Consider the following 14,057-nt stretch of genomic DNA (forward strand, 5'->3'; position numbering starts at 1 on the left):
GACCTCCGACCACCTTGCCACGCCTGGCCACCCGCCGCAGGGCACGCATCCCCGCCCCCGCCCCCGCCCCCGCCCCGCCGTGCCGCGCCGTGCCGCGCCGTGCCGTGCCGTGCCGATCTTGCACTTCCTGTCCCGACACAGGGGGCATTCCACCTGTATCGACAGCCGAAAGTGCAAGATCGGCGCGGGCTGGACGCTCAGTCGGCGAGCGCGCCGGCGGCCCGACCCTCGTGCAGGGTCAGGTTGCGGCCGTTGGCCGGGTCGAACAGGTGAATCTTCTCCAGGTTGAGCCAGACCCGCCGCGTCTGCCCCTCGGCGACCGGCGACTCGGCGGACAACCGGGTCACCAGGTTGCCGCCGGTGCCGGCGAAGTCGGCGGCGCCCGCGTCGGCGGCCAACTCCTCCAACTCGGCGGCGCTGGCCTTCTCACCCTCGACGGTGAAGTAGACGTACTTGTCCGAGCCCATCGACTCGACGATGTCCACCGGCGCCTCGAACTCCATACCCCGCCGACGGCTGTCGTCGTCGACCAGCTCGGCGTCCTCGAAGTGCTCCGGCCGGATGCCGAGGATCAGCTCGCGGGGCGCGTCGGCCGCCTCCAGCTCCTGGCGGACCCGGTCGCCGAGCGGCACCTGACCCAGGGCGGTGTGCAGGCTGCCGTCCTGCACCGCGGCGTGCAGGAAGTTCATCGACGGGGAGCCGATGAAGCCGGCCACGAACAGGTTGCGCGGGTGGTCGTACAGCTCCTGTGGTGGCCCGACCTGCTGCACCGCGCCGCCCCGCATGATCACCACGCGGTCGCCGAGGGTCATCGCCTCGGTCTGGTCGTGGGTGACATAGACGGTGGTGGTGCCGAGCTGCTTCTGCAGGCGGGACACCACAGTGCGCATCTGCACCCGCAGCTTGGCGTCGAGGTTGGACAGCGGCTCGTCCATCAGGAACGCCTTCGGCTGGCGGACGATCGCCCGGCCCATCGCGACCCGCTGACGCTGCCCGCCGGAGAGGTTGGCCGGCTTGCGGTCCAGCAGCGACGTCAGCTCCAGCACCTTCGCCGCCTCGTCGACCTTCTCATTGATGGTCTCCTTGGCGAGCTTCGCCAGCCGCAGCGGGAACGCCATGTTCTCCCGCACGGTCATGTTCGGGTACAGCGCGTACGACTGGAACACCATGGCGATGTCCCGGTCCCGGGGGGCCTTGTCGTTGACCCGCTGGCCGGCGATGCGCAGCTCACCGGAGCTGATGTCCTCCAGCCCGGCGATCATGTTGAGGGTGGTGGACTTTCCGCAGCCGGAGGGCCCGACCAGGATCACGAACTCGCCGTCGGCGATCTCCAGGTCGACGTCCTGCACGGCGACGGTCCCGTCCGGGAAGCTCTTGCTCACCTTGTCCAGCACGATGTCAGCCATGACTACTCACCTATCCCTTGACTGCGCCGGAGGTCAGACCGGACACGATGCGACGCTGGAAGAAGAGGACGAACAGGATGATCGGCACGGTGATCACCACGGCGGCGGCGCAGATCGCCCCGGTGGGGTCCTCGAACTGCGACGCGCCGGTGAAGAACGACAACGCCGCCGGCACCGTGCGGGACCGCTCGGTCGAGGTCAGCGAGATGGCGAACAGGAAGTCGTTCCAGCAGAAGATGAAGACCAGGATCGCCGTGGTGAACAACCCGGGCGCGGCCAGTGGTGCGATCACCCGCCGGAACGCCTGCCCCTGGGTGGCGCCGTCCATCTTCGCGGCCTTCTCCAGGTCCCACGGGATCTGCTTGAAGAACGCCGACAGCGTGTAGATCGCCAGCGGCAGCGCGAAGGTGATGTACGGCAGGATCAGCCCGAGCCAGGTGTCGAAGATCTTGAGCTGACGTTCGATCTCGAACAGCGGCGAGACCAGTGACACCTGCGGGAACATCGCGATCAGCAGGGAGACGCCGACCAGCAGCTTCTTGCCGGGGAAGTCCAGCCGACTGATCGCGTACGCGGCCATCGCGCCGAGCACCACCGCGATCAGCGTGGCGATCAGCGCGATGCCGATCGAGTTGACCAGCGCCCGGACGAACTGGTCGGTGTCGAAGATGGTCCGGTAGTTGTCCAGCGTCCACTCCCGGGGGATGAAGTTCCCGTCGGTGAGGGTGGCCGGCGTCTTGAACGACAACGACGCGATCCACAGCACCGGGACCAGCGCGAAGACGACCACGAGGACGTCGAGCAGACCCCAGCGCAGCTTTGCCCTGGTAGTGGTTTCGACAGCCATGTCAGCGCCTCTCCCCGTCGTCGCTGCCCGGGGCAGCGGTGCCGAACAGCTTCACGAAGACGAACGCGATGATCGCCACGGTGATGAAGATCAGCACCGACATCGTCGAACCGATGCCGAGGTTGAGGCCCCGGATCAGGTTGTTGTAGGCGAGCATCGACACTGACGACGTCTCGTTGCCGCCGGCGGTCAACACGAAGATGTTGTCGAAGACCCGGAACGCGTCCAGGGTGCGGAACAGCAACGCGACCAGGATCGCCGGCTTCATCACCGGCAGCATCACCTTGGTGAACTTCTGCCAGGCGGTCGCGCCGTCGGTGGACGCCGCCTTGAGCAGGTCCTCCGGCACCAGCGCCAGCCCGGCCATCAGCAGCAGCGCCATGAACGGGGTGGTCTTCCAGATCTCCGCCAGCATGATGATCGCCAGCGAGCTGGCCCGTTCGGTGAGCGGCGCGCCGTCGCTGAACAGGTCGGCCAGGTAGCCGGTGCCGGGCGTCCAGGCGTACCGCCAGGAGAACGCGGCGACCACTGTGACGATCCCGTACGGGATCAGCGCCGAGGTGCGGACCAGGCCGCGACCGACCAGGGTGCGGTGCATGATGATCGCCAGGCCCATGCCGAGCACCAGTTCGACGGCGACGGTGACCACCGTGATCAGCGTGGTCACCCCGAACGCGGTCCACCAGAACTCGTTGGTGAGCACGGTGACGTAGTTCTCCAGCCCGATGAACTCCCGCTGGTCCGGGAAGCGCAGGTCGAAGCGCTGCAACGACAGCCAGACCGAGTAGATGATCGGGTACGCGGTCACCGCGATCATGACCAGCGCGGCGGGCGCGCAGAGCAGCAGACCGAGCCTGCGTTCGGCCTTCTTGTTCTCGCTCAACGGGGGCTTACGACGGCCGCCACGCTGGGTGGGCACGGCCGGTGTCGTGGTTTTCCCGGTGACGGTGTCCGCGCTCATGGCAGGACCCCCTTCGACTGGAGGGCGTCGGCGATGGCGTCGCGCAGTTCGTCGGCGGTCTGCTGCGGACGGATCCCGGACGGCGGCGACAGGATCGCCGACATCACTGTGGAGATGCTCTGGTAGGCGGGGGTCAGCGGACGCGTCGCCGGCTCCTTCAGCTCCTCCAGAATGGTGTCCTTCATCGGGTACGCCTCGGTCATCTCCGGGTCGTCGAAGACGGCCTCGATGGTGGGCGGCACCCCGTCGTTGATGGCGGAGAACTTCTGGTGCTCGGCGCTGCGGATGCACCGGGCCGCCTCGAAGGACTGCTCCGGGTGCTTGGAGTAGGAGCTGACCGCCAGGTTGACCCCACCGATGGTGACCTTGCTGGGGGTGCCCTCGTCGATGCCGGGGATCCGAGCCCAGCCGACCTGCTTGGCCAGCTCCGGGTTCGCCTCCTGCAGGGCCGGGTAGACGAACGGCCAGTTCACCTGGAACGCGCCCGCGCCGGACTGGAACTCCAGCCGAACCGGGTCCTCGGTGGCGTTGCTGAACGACGGCGAGGTCACGCCGGACGTGGCGAACTTCTTCAGCTGCTCCAACGCCCGGACCGTGCCGTCGTCCATCACGGCCTGCGTACCGTCGTCGTTGAGGATCTCTCCACCGGCGCTCTCGGCGAGGGTGTTGTAGAGGACGACCAGACCCTCGTACTGGGCGCCCATGGTGAGCACCTGGTACGGCTTGTCCTGATCCTTGAGCTGCTGGGCGGCGCCGATCATCTGGTCCCAGGTGGTCGGCGGCTGCGGCACCAGGTCCTTGCGGTACCAGAGCAGCTGGACGTTGGTGTTCTTCGGCGCCGCGTACAGCTTGCCCTCGTAGCGGGCGGTGTCCAACGGCCCGGCGAGGGTGCCCTGCTCGACCTCGGCCTTGTCCTGGCCGGTCCACTCGCGGATCCAGTCGGCGCTGGCGAACTCCTGGGTCCAGGTGACGTCCAGCCCGAGCAGGTCCATCCCGCTGTCCTCGGCGGCCAGCCGGCGCACCATCTGCACGCGCTGGTCGTCGGCCTGCCGGGGCAGCACCCGGTAGGCGATCTCGTACCGCCCCTGGGCCTGCGCGTTGCAGTCGTCGACGACCTTCTGCAGGTTCTGCTCGGGCGGGTAGTACAGGTTGATCGTCGGTGGGCCGCCGGCTTCGTCCGTGCCGCACGCGGCCAGCGGCGCGACGAGTGCCAGCGCGGCAGCCGCCGCGCCCAGCCGAACGACCGGCCGGCGTCGGTGTCGAGCCGTTTCGGGGTCCGTCATCGCCCTCCCCCTCTCCTCGGCGAAAGACCGGGGAGGGCATCCGTGCCCCGGCGCACGGCGAGCCGATTCCGAGCCGACAAGCTGCGGAAACTCCGGCGCGGATGCTCTGTAGCGGCTACTCTGCCCCGCCCATAACCTCGCGAAACCTGGCCGTCACAGCGAGCGTGCGCGCAGCGACCGGCGGTCTGGGCCCGGCGCACGTGATCGACTCAACTTCCTGCAAGTCGGGCTGTCACCACGGCAGGGAAGCCCCGCTTTTCTGAAAGCCGAGTCGATCACGCGCTTAAACGGCGAGCCCGGAAGACGGCGAGCCCAGCAGACGGCGGGCCTGCCGCACCTGGATCGGGTCGGCGACTCTCCAGTTCCGGTATATCGCGACGCCAACTACCAAGCTATTATGTGCCGCATGGTAGCCGCAGAGAGTCAGTCGATTGATGACAACGACCGGCAGACCCAACTCCTGCGGGGCGCGTTGGACATGTGCCTCCTGGCGCTGCTAGCACGGGAGCCCGCGCACGGCTACGAGCTGGTTCGGCGGATGGAGACCGCCGGCTTCGGCGCAATCAGCTACGGCACTATCTATCCACTGCTGACCCGGATGCGCCGACTTGACCTTGTCGCTCATGAACAGCAGGCCAGCCCGACCGGCCCACCCCGGAAGGTCTACGCCCTGACCAGGTCCGGCCGGATCCACCTGGATGCCTGGCAGAAACAGTGGAATCGCTTCGCCGACACCGTTAACGCCGTTCTCGACCCGATCGAGCACAGCCCCACGAGGAGTTGACCATGGACATCATCGACAGTCTTCTGGGCGAAGCCGACCAGGCGTGGCGCGCGTACGGGGTCGATTCGGCCGACCGCGCGGCACTTGCCGCGGACCTGCGCCTCGATCTGCGGGCCGCGGCTGCCGACGGCGGCGATCCCGTGCAGTTGATCGGCGGTGACGTGGCCGGCTTCGCACGCCGGCTTGCCGACGAGGCTGGCGTCCGACGAGTGCGCCGAGGCTACGGCCGAATTCTCGGCACCGCACTGATCGGCGCGGTGCTCGGTGCTGTGCTCGGCTACGGCCTCCTGATGGCTGCCTACCCGGCGTTCGTCCGCATGTTCGATGCCCCCCGCTCGATCCACGTGCCGACCCAGCTCGCCGTCGCCGTCTACTACGGCGTACCGGCCGCCGTGGTCGCTGTGGGGGCAGTCATCGCGGTCAGGACTCGACTACGCGACCTGCCCAGGATCCAGAAGACAGCCCGAATCATGAGCATGCTCCTGCCGGCGGCCGGCATCATCATCACGCCGATCACCATCGCGTTCGCATGGTCCACCGACTACAGCACGGCACCGGCAGTGGTGGTCGCCGAGATCGGCATGGTTCTGGCCGCACTCGCTGGCGCCACGGTTCTGGCCCGCCGCCTGTCGCTCCGCGAGGGCCGGGTCGCTTCCGACACCCCCCACCCAGATGCCACGAATGTCAAACCTGCCTGACGGTCGAAGGCGCAACAGTATGACAGGTGTAAGCTGCGCGTATGACAGAGCCTCAGCGCCGCTTCACGATCTCCGTCCCCCCGGACGTGAGTCAGATCCTGGAGAGCCAGGGCAACCGCATGGCCAGCGCCTACGTCACCGAGTCGGTGCGTCGGCGCAGGCGGGTGGAGGAGCACAAGGAGTTGTTGCTGGCCGCCGGCATGCACATCACTGACCAGGGTGTCGCCGAGGCTCGGGCCCGTCGCCTGGGCGTGGAAGCCGAGTGGCCCTCGGAGCGGTTCGAGGCGGAGCGCGCCAAGATCCGCGCCGCCATGGAGGCCGAGATGAACGGCGACGACGCTGCACCCCATGCCGACGCCGCATGACCTCTGAGCCGCAACGACCGGTCCGACTGATCCTGGACCGGTCGGCCCTGCTGGGATACGCCGTCCTCCGGACGGTGCACGTGGGCGAGCCCGTCCACGAGGTCATTGAGGACGGGGTGCGGTTCGGGGTGCCGGTGGTGGCAGCCGCCGAAGCCCTGAACATGGCAACCGGCAAGGACCTGGCCCTGCTGCACAAGCTGCTGGCCCTGCCCGCCTGCGCACTGTTGCCGGAGCGGGCGCAGGACCTGCCGGAGCTGACCTTCTGGCAGCGCAGGACCCGCCGTTTCGACTTGGCCGCGGCCGCCGTGGCGGGCCTGACCCACGACGCCGCGGTGCTCACCGGCGAGGGCCCCGGATACTCCGACGGGGTGCCGCTGATCCACTTCGCCGGATGAACCACGGTGGGCCGAGCGTCAGCTCTGGGCTCTCGCCCAGGAGAGGAAGCGCTCGGTCATCCGGGCCGGTGGGTGATCCGGGTGGAGTTGGGTGAGCTGGTTCGTCGCCTCGTGCATCAGCGTGCCCAGGTAGATCAGCAGTGCGGTCCGGTCGGTCCGGTACTCCGTCAGCAGGGCGAGCTTGGCCGGTTGGCAGGGCCACTCGGTGCCACAGTTCCGGCACCGCCACAGCGGGCGCATGGCGACGTGCGGGACGGGTGGCCGGACCACCATCACCGCCACCGCACGGCGGGCTGCTGGCGCATCGCGCTCAACACATTGACCTCCTCGGGGAAGGGGCCGCTCCCGCAAGGGGGAGACGGGAGCGACCCCGGGGGCAGGGCCCACCGCCGCCATTCCGGCCACCAGCGGACCCGCCACTGGTGACAGTCTGGTGATGGGGCGACTACCGTCGATACGTGCTCGCGCCATCCGTGCAGCTCACGGTCCAGGCGAGCACAGATGAGGGACGCGCCGAGCCACACTGAGCGAAAGTTGGGGAATCGATGGGGACCGTCACCGACTACGTGCTGGAGGAGTTGCGTCTGCTCCGGGCGGAAACGGGGCTCAGTCAGGAGGACTTCGGCAGGGGCATCGGCTATTCGGGCTCACACGTCAGCTCGGTGGAGACGGGCGGACGACCGCCCACGAAGGAGTACATGAGGGCGGTCGACACCCACCACCAGACCGGCGGACGCTTCCAGCGCATGTTGGAGAGGTTGGCCCGGCTCGACGCCGAGCCGGCGTGGCTGCGCGAGTGGATCGAGTTCGAACGGGAGGCGACGACGCTGCGCTGGTTCGAGTTGGCGTACGTGCCGGGCCTGCTCCAGACCGAGCGGTACGCCCGCGCCACGCTGGCCGGCGGCCGGTTCGACGCCGAGGACGTGGACCGGATCGTCGCCTCCCGACTGGAGCGCCAGGCGATCCTGCACCGCCCGCGCCCGCCGCAGCTCATCGCCGTGCTGGACGAGGCCGTGCTGCGTCGGCCGGTGCTCGATCAGCCGGGCCTGATGGTCGAGCAGTGCGAGCACCTGGTCCAGTTGGCGGCGGCGGAGCATATCCAGGTGCACGTCGTCCCGACGGATGCTGGGATGTATCTGGGGATGGGCGGGCAGTTCATCATCGCCGAGATGCCGGACGGCGAGCGCGTGACCTATGCCGACAACCAGCTCACCGCGCAGATCGTCGACGCGTCGACGGACATCGCTAAGCTGGCGAAGACGTGGGAGATCGTGCGGAACGAGGCGCTCCCCCGCCGGCAGTCAATCGAGCTGATCAAGGAAGTGGCGAAGTCATGGACATGCTGACCCCGCAGTGGCGGAAGTCGACCCGGTCCGGCGGCAACGGCGGAGCCTGCGTCGAGGTCGCCGACAACCTGCCGACGGTGGTGCTGGTGCGCGACACCAAGGACCGCGACGGCGGCACCCTGCACGTCGACCCGACGGCCTGGAAGGCATTCATCGCGTACGCCAAGCAGCACTGAACGCGAACCCGGAGAAGCCCTCACGCGAGGGCTTCTCCGAAGACGACACGCCCCGACCGGCCGCCTGCGCCGATCTTGCGTTTCCGGTCGCCGAAAAGCGTGGAATGCCCAATACATCGGGACAGTAGGTGCAAGATCACGGCTCGGTCCGTCGATCATGGAGTTGTGGTGCCCGTTTTGGTGCCAGACGTGGATTTCGTCACCCACCACAACTCCATGATCGATGAGGCGGTGCGGACTGACGAACAGCCACTTGCCTCACGCAACGGCGTTGATCTGGAGATCTTGGACAGTTTCCGTCCTGCGCGGACGGAAACTGTCCAAGATCTACGCAGAAGCCGCGCGTGGTACTGGCGCGCGACACCGAGGACCGCGACGGCGGCGCCCCGCATGTCGACCCGAGAGCCTGGAAGGCGCCCGCCGCCTACGCCGAGCGGCACCGCACCGCCCAACGGCACCGCATCGCCCAACGGCACTGACACCGCCCAACGGCAACTGACACCGCCGAACGGCGCTTGCCCCACGGTCACCCGCGGACCAGGCATGCTGGGGCCATGATCGCGCGCTTCAAGGATCTCTGTCTGGACGCCAACGACCCGCTCGCACTCGGCGGCTTCTGGGCCCGGCTGCTCGACGCCGATCTGGCCGACGCTGGCGACGGTGACACTCGGATCGACCCCCGTTCGGCCCGCTCCAACGCCGAGTCGCTCTGGGTGAACAAGGTGCCCGAGCCTCGGGTCGGCAAGACCCGCGTACACCTGGATCTGCGGTTGGCCGGCGCGGACCCGGCAGCGCTGCTCGCGGACGGCGCCCAGCTGCTCCGCGAGCCGGACGACGCCCGGCCGGTCCGCGAGCCGAACGACGCCCGGCTGGTCAGCGAGTCGGACGGCGACGCCGGCCGGTGGGTGCTGGCCGACCCGGAGGGGAACGAGTTCTGCGCGCTCGCGGCCGACGCCAACAGCCATCCGGGTCCGTTCCAGCTGGTGGTGGACGCGCTCGACCCGGCCGCCCAGGCAACCTGGTGGGCCGGCGTGCTCGGCGGCACCGTCGAGGACGAATCGACCACCTCGTCGGTGGTCGGCGCGGCCGGGTTCCCATGGGAGCGCTGGGTGTTCGCCGGGGTACCCGAGCCGAAGACGGTGAAGAACCGCCTGCACTGGGACGTGGAGTTGGCTGCCCCGGAGCCGATGGCGTTGATCGCGGCGGGCGCGACGCTGCTGCGCGAGCCGCTCGACGAGGCGCACTGGTGGTGGGTGCTGGCCGACCCCGAGGGCAACGAGTTCTGCGCCTTCGCGCCACGCCCCATTGGGTGAACGACCGACTACCGAGCGCGGGCGTCGTCGGCTAGCGTTTTCCTAGCGCCGTAGCCGGCGCGTTCGCCGCCGCCGTCGACACGCCTCCGGCCGACCCCATGTCTGCCCGATCGGTTGGTAATCGCGGGAACTCCTCACCCCCGCTCTCCCGGTTCGGCAGGATCGTCCCAACGAGGAGGTGCCGTCGTGCAGGACACCCGCGCTCTCGCCCTGACGTTCGAGGTGAGCGGCCTGCCACCGGTCAAGACCGAAGCGTTGTCCATCTTCGCCGCCGGGCATCGGCAGGCGACGAGGGTCCGCACCCTGCTCCAGGCCGCCCTCGAAGCGGCCCAGCGCACCGGCTGGACGCCGTTGCCCGGGCCGATCGAGGTGGATCTGGTGTTGCGCTGCCCGCCCGGGCACCGTACGTCCGACGCGAGCACCCTGCTCGGCGGCGTCTGCGCGGTGTTGCAGAACAAGAAGCGGGTGTCGAACATCGGTCTCGCCCACCTCGGCGTCCTGGTGGACGTCGCCCTCTACGACGACGACCGGCAGATCCGCCGGTTGTCGTACCACGAGGAGCCGGCGGAGGAGTTCTCGTATCAGGTGCGGGTCGCCGCCGTACCGACCGGCGTTTGACCGACGTCCGCGGTGGGGTATCGCGGACGCCGACGAAGGGAGCACCGATGTCGGAGCCACATGTCACGCTCGACCCCCGCGGGCTCGACCCGGTGCAGCAGAAGCTGCGCGGGCCGCTGGAGGAGCAGCTGACCTCGGCGCTTCAGGCGGCCACCGACCGGGTCCGCGCCGGCTACGCCGGCGAACCGGTCGAGCAGGTCTGCCAGCGACTGTTGGAGGAGACCCGCTCCGGGCTGCATCCCGACATCGCTGCCGGGTTCAACCCGGACATGGACGAGTTCTGCCGGGTTGCGGTGGCGATCGTCCGGCGCGAGGCCGGCTGAGTCGCAGCGGCCTCAGTATCGGCCGAGCTGGGCGTACGGGCTGAGCACGATGCGCGGCGACAGCGCCGGGTCCAGCCAGTTGAGCACGTCGACCAGGTGATCGTGGGCCAGGGAGACGCAGCCAGCGGTGGGGCCGGCGCTCTTGCTGAACTGGTGCAGGAAGATTCCGCTGCCCGCGTTCGGCACCGGCTTCGGCACGTTCGGCGTCATGTTGTAGGTGATCACCGCGAAGTGCGTGTACGCGGGGTCCTCCAGCCACAGCGCCTCGCTGGCCCCGCCCGGGTTGGTCGCACTGTGCTGGAAGGTGTTGTAGAGCGAGGACGACGGGTTCTCGTTCCACCAGTCGCCGCTGACCAGCCGGTGGTAGGGGTATCGCACGCCCGGGTTGGCGGCGATGCCGTACATGGTGGGGCCGATCGAGTAGACGCCGGTCGGCGTGGTCGGCACACCCTCCACGTGGTTGTCGCTGAAGCCCTTCGAGCCGATCCGGGCGGGCAACACCGCCGAGGCCGGCTGCCACCCGTTGCGGGCCCGCACGTACGCCTCCAGCGTGGCGTAGGTGGCGGTGTAGCTGCTGGCCCCGACGATGATCACCTGCTTCGTCTCCACCGGCAGCGTTTTCAGTGCGCTGGCCCGGTTCTGGCGCTGCCGCCCCGGCCAGGGTGGCTGCATCGGGACGGTGCCCCAGGCCGGCCGCAGCGGCCGGTCCGCCGCGAGTGCGGGCGCGGCCGGGGTGAGCACGGCCGGGGCGGCCAGACCTGCGGCCGCGCCGAGTAGGAGTGATCTGCGCTTCATGCCGCCATCCTGACAGTTGAACCGACGCGCGGTCTGCCCCGCACGGCACGGTCGAGCGATTCGCGGGCGGGTCAGGACCGGGTCCGCAACTACCCGGCCCTGACCCCTCGGGCGTCCGGCAGGAAGCGGACAGCTCCGACACCCGCCGCGCGGGCGTGGCACGACGCCACGCACCAGAACGGGGTGAGCCGGCCACTCCGCACTCAGCTCCACGGTGCTCACCCGCCGAACGCCGACGCGCCCCGACACACCCCGAAAGGCCGTGAGCGCCGAACCAGGTTAGGCGGGCTCCGACCGGCCGGACAAGCCACGTCGGATGACCGGCGGCAGGACTGCGCGCACGGTGAAAATCGGGCAGATCGACGTAACGTGATCATGACCGATGACGCTGTTCGGTTTCGGTACGGTCAGAGACGCTGTTCGGTTTCGGTACGGTCAGAAGTGCCGCAGCAGGTCACGGAACGCGGCGAGCCGCAGCACCCCGTCGTCGGTCGGGTCCAGCTCGTCGTCCTCCAGCACCCACGTGTTCGCGTTCGGAATGAACACCGCGTTCAACCCGGCCGCCCGCGCCGGCAGGATGTCGGACTTCGGGGAGTTGCCGATCATCCACGCGCTGTTCGGTGCGAAGCCGTGCTGCCGGGTGAGCCACCGGTAGGTGTCGACGTTCTTCTCGGCGACGATGTGGGCGGCCGCGAAGTGGTGCAGCAGGCCGCAGGCGTCCAGCTTGCGCTGCTGCTCCTCCTGGTCGCCCTTGGTCAGCAGCAGCAGCTCGTGCCGGCCGGCCAACTCGTCGAGCGCATCGGCCACCCCGGGCATCAGCTCCACCTGGTGCTCGACGAGGGCCACCGCCAGCCGGTCGATCTCCTGACGTTCGGAGTCGGTGGCCGGCCGCTCGCGCAGCCGCTCCAGGCACTCGGCCAGGCTGCGCAGGAAGACCTTGCTGCCGTACCCGTGCGCCACCGCGTTGGCCCGCTCGATGTCGTCGAGGACGGCCCGCAGCTCGGCCCGGTCCAGGGTGGGGTGGTCCAGCCAGCCCAGAAAGTCGTCGATCACGCGCTCGAAGACGACGTTGTTCTCCCACAACGTGTCGTCCGCGTCGAAAATCAACACCTGCGCCTGTCGCCGCGCCGCCACGCCGACCGTCATGCCGTCCCCTCCCCCGCGCCCACCGCCCGGCAGGCCGAGGGACAGGATAGGCGGCAGACAAGCGGCACAGCCCATGATTTCTTGCCCGCTCTTGAGCGGTCACGGCCACCGCAGCAACCGTTGCGCGATCAACGCCTCGCGTTCCTCCTGCCCCTCAGGTCGGAGCCGGCCACCACGGGTGAGCATCACCACGCCGTGCAGCAGGCTCCAACCCACCTCGGCGAGGGTGTCCGGGTCCCGCCCCTCGGCCAGCGGGGTCAGCGCCGCCCGCAGCTCGGCGAAGACCGCCCGCGGCGCGGCCGGCACGCCATCCACGCCGAGGGCCAGGTCGGGGGTCAGCGCGAGCATCGCGTCATAGACCTCCGGATTCGTGTACGCGAAGTCGAGGTACGCGGTCGCGACGGCCGGCCAGACCCCCTCGGGGCTGCCGACGGTCTCCGCGTGCGCCTCGGCGAGATCGGCGGCCAGATCGGCGAAGGCGCACACCGCGACGGCGGCGATCAGCGCCTCCAGATCCGGAAAGTGCCGGTAGATGTCACCCATGTCGATCTCGGTACGTTCGGCGAGCCGTCGGGTGGTGACCCCCGCCCAGCCCTCCGTCTCGGCCAACTCTCGCGCGACCGTGACGATGAGGTCACGCCGGTCCAGTTCAGTGGCCTTCTCGGCAGGTCCGGGCACGCCCACGAGCATAAAGGCGCACACCTGCCGTAGCGGTCAGGTGACGGATTGGTGACTGTTGTCGGTCTACTTCCCCGTGGCGGGCGGGATCCTGGACGCGGCCGTCGACCGCTCCCGCAACGCGGCCCGGCTCGCGACCGACATGGCGTTCGCCCACATGGTCATGATCGCGGGATCGTGCTGACCGGCGTCGGCTTCGAGCCGTACCCGGGGGCCGATCCAGGAACGGCACGTTGGTCGTCCATGTCGGCTACCAGTGAGCCCGCATCCGGGGCCGGCAGCAGGCAGCCGCCGGGAGACCCGGCAACGCACGCGACACGCGACACGCGACCCGCGACCCGCGACACGCAAGATCGTGCTTCATCCAGGATCTCAACGCCAATGCGTTAGGCGGAACGGCTGTTCGTCAAGCGGCGCCGCCTCGCCGATCATGCAGTTGTGGTGGGCAACAAAACGCCCGTAAACCACTAAGCCGGGCACCACAACTGCATGATCGACGCGCCCGCACTACCCCTGCTCCGCGATCGTGAAATTTCTGCACCGACACAAGCCGCATTCCGCCCGTGTCGACAACCGAAATCGCACGATCGGCGCGAGCTTCTCGCTCCACCTACGGTGATCGACCAGGAGCCCCTTCGCCAGCACGGGTTGACCCGCCGGCCGCAGCGCTAACGCAACGGTGTTGTCCAGGATCTAGGGGCTCTCGGCGTCAGCGAGACCACTACAACATGGATCGAGCGCGATCATGCCGAACGGGCCGCCGGTTGACGCCGGGCACACCGCAAGATCCGCGCACTTTCTCTGATGTTGCTGCCTCCGGCGGTCCCGAGACAGCAACATCAGAGAAGTTGGGCGGATCTTGCGTGCCGTGGCGTGGCGTGGCGTGGCGGGCGGGCGCGGGCGGGGCTGCGCGGGCGGCGGGG

Annotated in this window: 19 protein-coding genes; 11 read left to right on the forward strand and 8 right to left on the reverse strand. The window is 69.1% G+C overall.

Annotated elements, in window-relative coordinates:
• Positions 1–197 precede the first annotated feature (197 nt).
• The 4 genes from ugpC to ABZU52_RS14850 are packed head-to-tail and all read right to left on the reverse strand — an operon-like array spanning position 198 to position 4,497.
• The gene (gene ugpC, locus ABZU52_RS14835; protein WP_354971573.1) at positions 198–1,406 is read right to left on the reverse strand and encodes a sn-glycerol-3-phosphate ABC transporter ATP-binding protein UgpC; all 1,209 of its coding nucleotides are present in this window, start codon (positions 1,404–1,406) and stop codon (positions 198–200) included.
• A 10-nt stretch (positions 1,407–1,416) separates the two neighbouring features.
• Complete coding sequence (locus ABZU52_RS14840) at positions 1,417–2,253, reverse strand: carbohydrate ABC transporter permease (protein WP_091404101.1); 837 nt, start codon at positions 2,251–2,253, stop codon at positions 1,417–1,419.
• Between the two features lies 1 nt (position 2,254).
• Positions 2,255–3,214 carry a sugar ABC transporter permease gene (locus ABZU52_RS14845; RefSeq protein ID WP_354971574.1) on the reverse strand — a complete coding sequence of 320 codons (960 nt, stop codon included), beginning with the start codon at positions 3,212–3,214 and terminating at the stop codon, positions 2,255–2,257.
• Positions 3,211–4,497 carry an ABC transporter substrate-binding protein gene (locus ABZU52_RS14850; RefSeq protein ID WP_354971575.1) on the reverse strand — a complete coding sequence of 429 codons (1,287 nt, stop codon included), beginning with the start codon at positions 4,495–4,497 and terminating at the stop codon, positions 3,211–3,213. The genes ABZU52_RS14845 and ABZU52_RS14850 overlap by 4 nt, the downstream gene beginning before the upstream one ends.
• A 406-nt stretch (positions 4,498–4,903) precedes the next feature.
• Here ABZU52_RS14850 and ABZU52_RS14855 point away from each other — a divergent pair, with 406 nt between their 5' ends.
• From ABZU52_RS14855 to ABZU52_RS14870, 4 genes are read left to right on the forward strand one after another with little or no spacing between them, the layout of a single operon-like run.
• Positions 4,904–5,281 (forward strand): PadR family transcriptional regulator, encoded by a 378-nt coding sequence (locus ABZU52_RS14855; RefSeq protein WP_354971576.1) that lies wholly within the window; start codon positions 4,904–4,906, stop codon positions 5,279–5,281.
• Between the two features lie 2 nt (positions 5,282–5,283).
• Positions 5,284–5,979, forward strand: a complete 696-nt coding sequence (locus ABZU52_RS14860) for a hypothetical protein (RefSeq protein WP_354971577.1) — start codon at positions 5,284–5,286, stop codon at positions 5,977–5,979.
• A gap of 41 nt (positions 5,980–6,020) precedes the next feature.
• Complete coding sequence (locus ABZU52_RS14865; protein WP_354971578.1) at positions 6,021–6,344, forward strand: hypothetical protein; 324 nt, start codon at positions 6,021–6,023, stop codon at positions 6,342–6,344.
• Complete coding sequence (locus tag ABZU52_RS14870) at positions 6,341–6,739, forward strand: hypothetical protein (RefSeq protein ID WP_354971579.1); 399 nt, start codon at positions 6,341–6,343, stop codon at positions 6,737–6,739. The genes ABZU52_RS14865 and ABZU52_RS14870 overlap by 4 nt, the downstream gene beginning before the upstream one ends.
• Before the next feature lie 18 nt (positions 6,740–6,757).
• Here ABZU52_RS14870 and ABZU52_RS14875 read toward each other — a convergent pair whose 3' ends face one another.
• The gene (locus ABZU52_RS14875) at positions 6,758–7,012 is read right to left on the reverse strand and encodes a flavin reductase (RefSeq protein ID WP_354971592.1); all 255 of its coding nucleotides are present in this window, start codon (positions 7,010–7,012) and stop codon (positions 6,758–6,760) included.
• A gap of 272 nt (positions 7,013–7,284) precedes the next feature.
• Between ABZU52_RS14875 and ABZU52_RS14880 the strand changes: the two genes are divergently transcribed.
• From ABZU52_RS14880 to ABZU52_RS14905, 6 genes are all read left to right on the forward strand, one after another.
• Entirely contained in the window at positions 7,285–8,085 is an 801-nt protein-coding gene (locus tag ABZU52_RS14880; RefSeq protein WP_354971580.1) for a helix-turn-helix transcriptional regulator, read from the forward strand.
• Complete coding sequence (locus ABZU52_RS14885) at positions 8,079–8,261, forward strand: DUF397 domain-containing protein (RefSeq protein ID WP_354971593.1); 183 nt, start codon at positions 8,079–8,081, stop codon at positions 8,259–8,261. Before ABZU52_RS14880 ends, ABZU52_RS14885 begins: the two co-directional genes overlap by 7 nt.
• 344 nt (positions 8,262–8,605) lie before the next feature.
• Entirely contained in the window at positions 8,606–8,740 is a 135-nt protein-coding gene (locus ABZU52_RS14890; RefSeq protein WP_354971581.1) for a hypothetical protein, read from the forward strand.
• A gap of 75 nt (positions 8,741–8,815) precedes the next feature.
• On the forward strand, positions 8,816–9,574 hold the full coding sequence (locus tag ABZU52_RS14895) for a VOC family protein (RefSeq protein ID WP_354971582.1): 759 nt from the start codon (positions 8,816–8,818) through the stop codon (positions 9,572–9,574).
• A gap of 186 nt (positions 9,575–9,760) precedes the next feature.
• Positions 9,761–10,192, forward strand: a complete 432-nt coding sequence (locus ABZU52_RS14900) for a hypothetical protein (RefSeq protein ID WP_354971583.1) — start codon at positions 9,761–9,763, stop codon at positions 10,190–10,192.
• Positions 10,193–10,239: 47 nt separating this feature from the next.
• Complete coding sequence (locus ABZU52_RS14905) at positions 10,240–10,515, forward strand: hypothetical protein (RefSeq protein WP_354971584.1); 276 nt, start codon at positions 10,240–10,242, stop codon at positions 10,513–10,515.
• 12 nt (positions 10,516–10,527) lie between these two features.
• On the opposite strand, the gene ABZU52_RS14910 is transcribed toward ABZU52_RS14905, so the two are convergent.
• From ABZU52_RS14910 to ABZU52_RS14920, 3 genes are all read right to left on the reverse strand, one after another.
• Positions 10,528–11,310, reverse strand: coding sequence for a L,D-transpeptidase family protein (locus ABZU52_RS14910; RefSeq protein ID WP_354971585.1), 783 nt, complete (start codon positions 11,308–11,310; stop codon positions 10,528–10,530).
• Between the two features lie 435 nt (positions 11,311–11,745).
• Positions 11,746–12,456, reverse strand: a complete 711-nt coding sequence (locus ABZU52_RS14915) for an HAD family hydrolase (protein WP_354971586.1) — start codon at positions 12,454–12,456, stop codon at positions 11,746–11,748.
• 99 nt (positions 12,457–12,555) lie between these two features.
• A complete protein-coding gene (locus tag ABZU52_RS14920) occupies positions 12,556–13,134 on the reverse strand; it encodes a TetR/AcrR family transcriptional regulator (RefSeq protein WP_354971587.1) in 579 nt (192 codons plus the stop codon).
• A 58-nt stretch (positions 13,135–13,192) separates the two neighbouring features.
• On the opposite strand from ABZU52_RS14920, the gene ABZU52_RS14925 reads away from it, so the two are divergent.
• Positions 13,193–13,318: a hypothetical protein gene (locus tag ABZU52_RS14925; RefSeq protein WP_354971588.1), complete on the forward strand. Its 126-nt coding sequence runs from the start codon at positions 13,193–13,195 to the stop codon at positions 13,316–13,318.
• Positions 13,319–14,057 lie beyond the last annotated feature (739 nt).

It is taken from the genome of Micromonospora sp. NPDC005220 (genome assembly GCF_040607895.1).
In the GTDB taxonomy this organism is placed as follows: Bacteria; Actinomycetota; Actinomycetes; order Mycobacteriales; family Micromonosporaceae; genus Micromonospora.

Bases quoted from the DNA above. Each gene is read 5' to 3' on its own strand.
- ugpC (WP_354971573.1), bottom strand. From the start codon at position 1,406: ATGGCTGACATCGTGCTGGACAAGGTGAGCAAGAGCTTCCCGGACGGG.
- ABZU52_RS14840 (WP_091404101.1), bottom strand. From the start codon at position 2,253: ATGGCTGTCGAAACCACTACCAGGGCAAAGCTGCGCTGGGGTCTGCTC.
- ABZU52_RS14845 (WP_354971574.1), bottom strand. From the start codon at position 3,214: ATGAGCGCGGACACCGTCACCGGGAAAACCACGACACCGGCCGTGCCC.
- ABZU52_RS14850 (WP_354971575.1), bottom strand. From the start codon at position 4,497: ATGACGGACCCCGAAACGGCTCGACACCGACGCCGGCCGGTCGTTCGG.
- ABZU52_RS14855 (WP_354971576.1), top strand. From the start codon at position 4,904: ATGGTAGCCGCAGAGAGTCAGTCGATTGATGACAACGACCGGCAGACC.
- ABZU52_RS14860 (WP_354971577.1), top strand. From the start codon at position 5,284: ATGGACATCATCGACAGTCTTCTGGGCGAAGCCGACCAGGCGTGGCGC.
- ABZU52_RS14865 (WP_354971578.1), top strand. From the start codon at position 6,021: ATGACAGAGCCTCAGCGCCGCTTCACGATCTCCGTCCCCCCGGACGTG.
- ABZU52_RS14870 (WP_354971579.1), top strand. From the start codon at position 6,341: ATGACCTCTGAGCCGCAACGACCGGTCCGACTGATCCTGGACCGGTCG.
- ABZU52_RS14875 (WP_354971592.1), bottom strand. From the start codon at position 7,012: ATGGTGGTCCGGCCACCCGTCCCGCACGTCGCCATGCGCCCGCTGTGG.
- ABZU52_RS14880 (WP_354971580.1), top strand. From the start codon at position 7,285: ATGGGGACCGTCACCGACTACGTGCTGGAGGAGTTGCGTCTGCTCCGG.
- ABZU52_RS14885 (WP_354971593.1), top strand. From the start codon at position 8,079: ATGCTGACCCCGCAGTGGCGGAAGTCGACCCGGTCCGGCGGCAACGGC.
- ABZU52_RS14895 (WP_354971582.1), top strand. From the start codon at position 8,816: ATGATCGCGCGCTTCAAGGATCTCTGTCTGGACGCCAACGACCCGCTC.
- ABZU52_RS14905 (WP_354971584.1), top strand. From the start codon at position 10,240: ATGTCGGAGCCACATGTCACGCTCGACCCCCGCGGGCTCGACCCGGTG.
- ABZU52_RS14910 (WP_354971585.1), bottom strand. From the start codon at position 11,310: ATGAAGCGCAGATCACTCCTACTCGGCGCGGCCGCAGGTCTGGCCGCC.
- ABZU52_RS14915 (WP_354971586.1), bottom strand. From the start codon at position 12,456: ATGACGGTCGGCGTGGCGGCGCGGCGACAGGCGCAGGTGTTGATTTTC.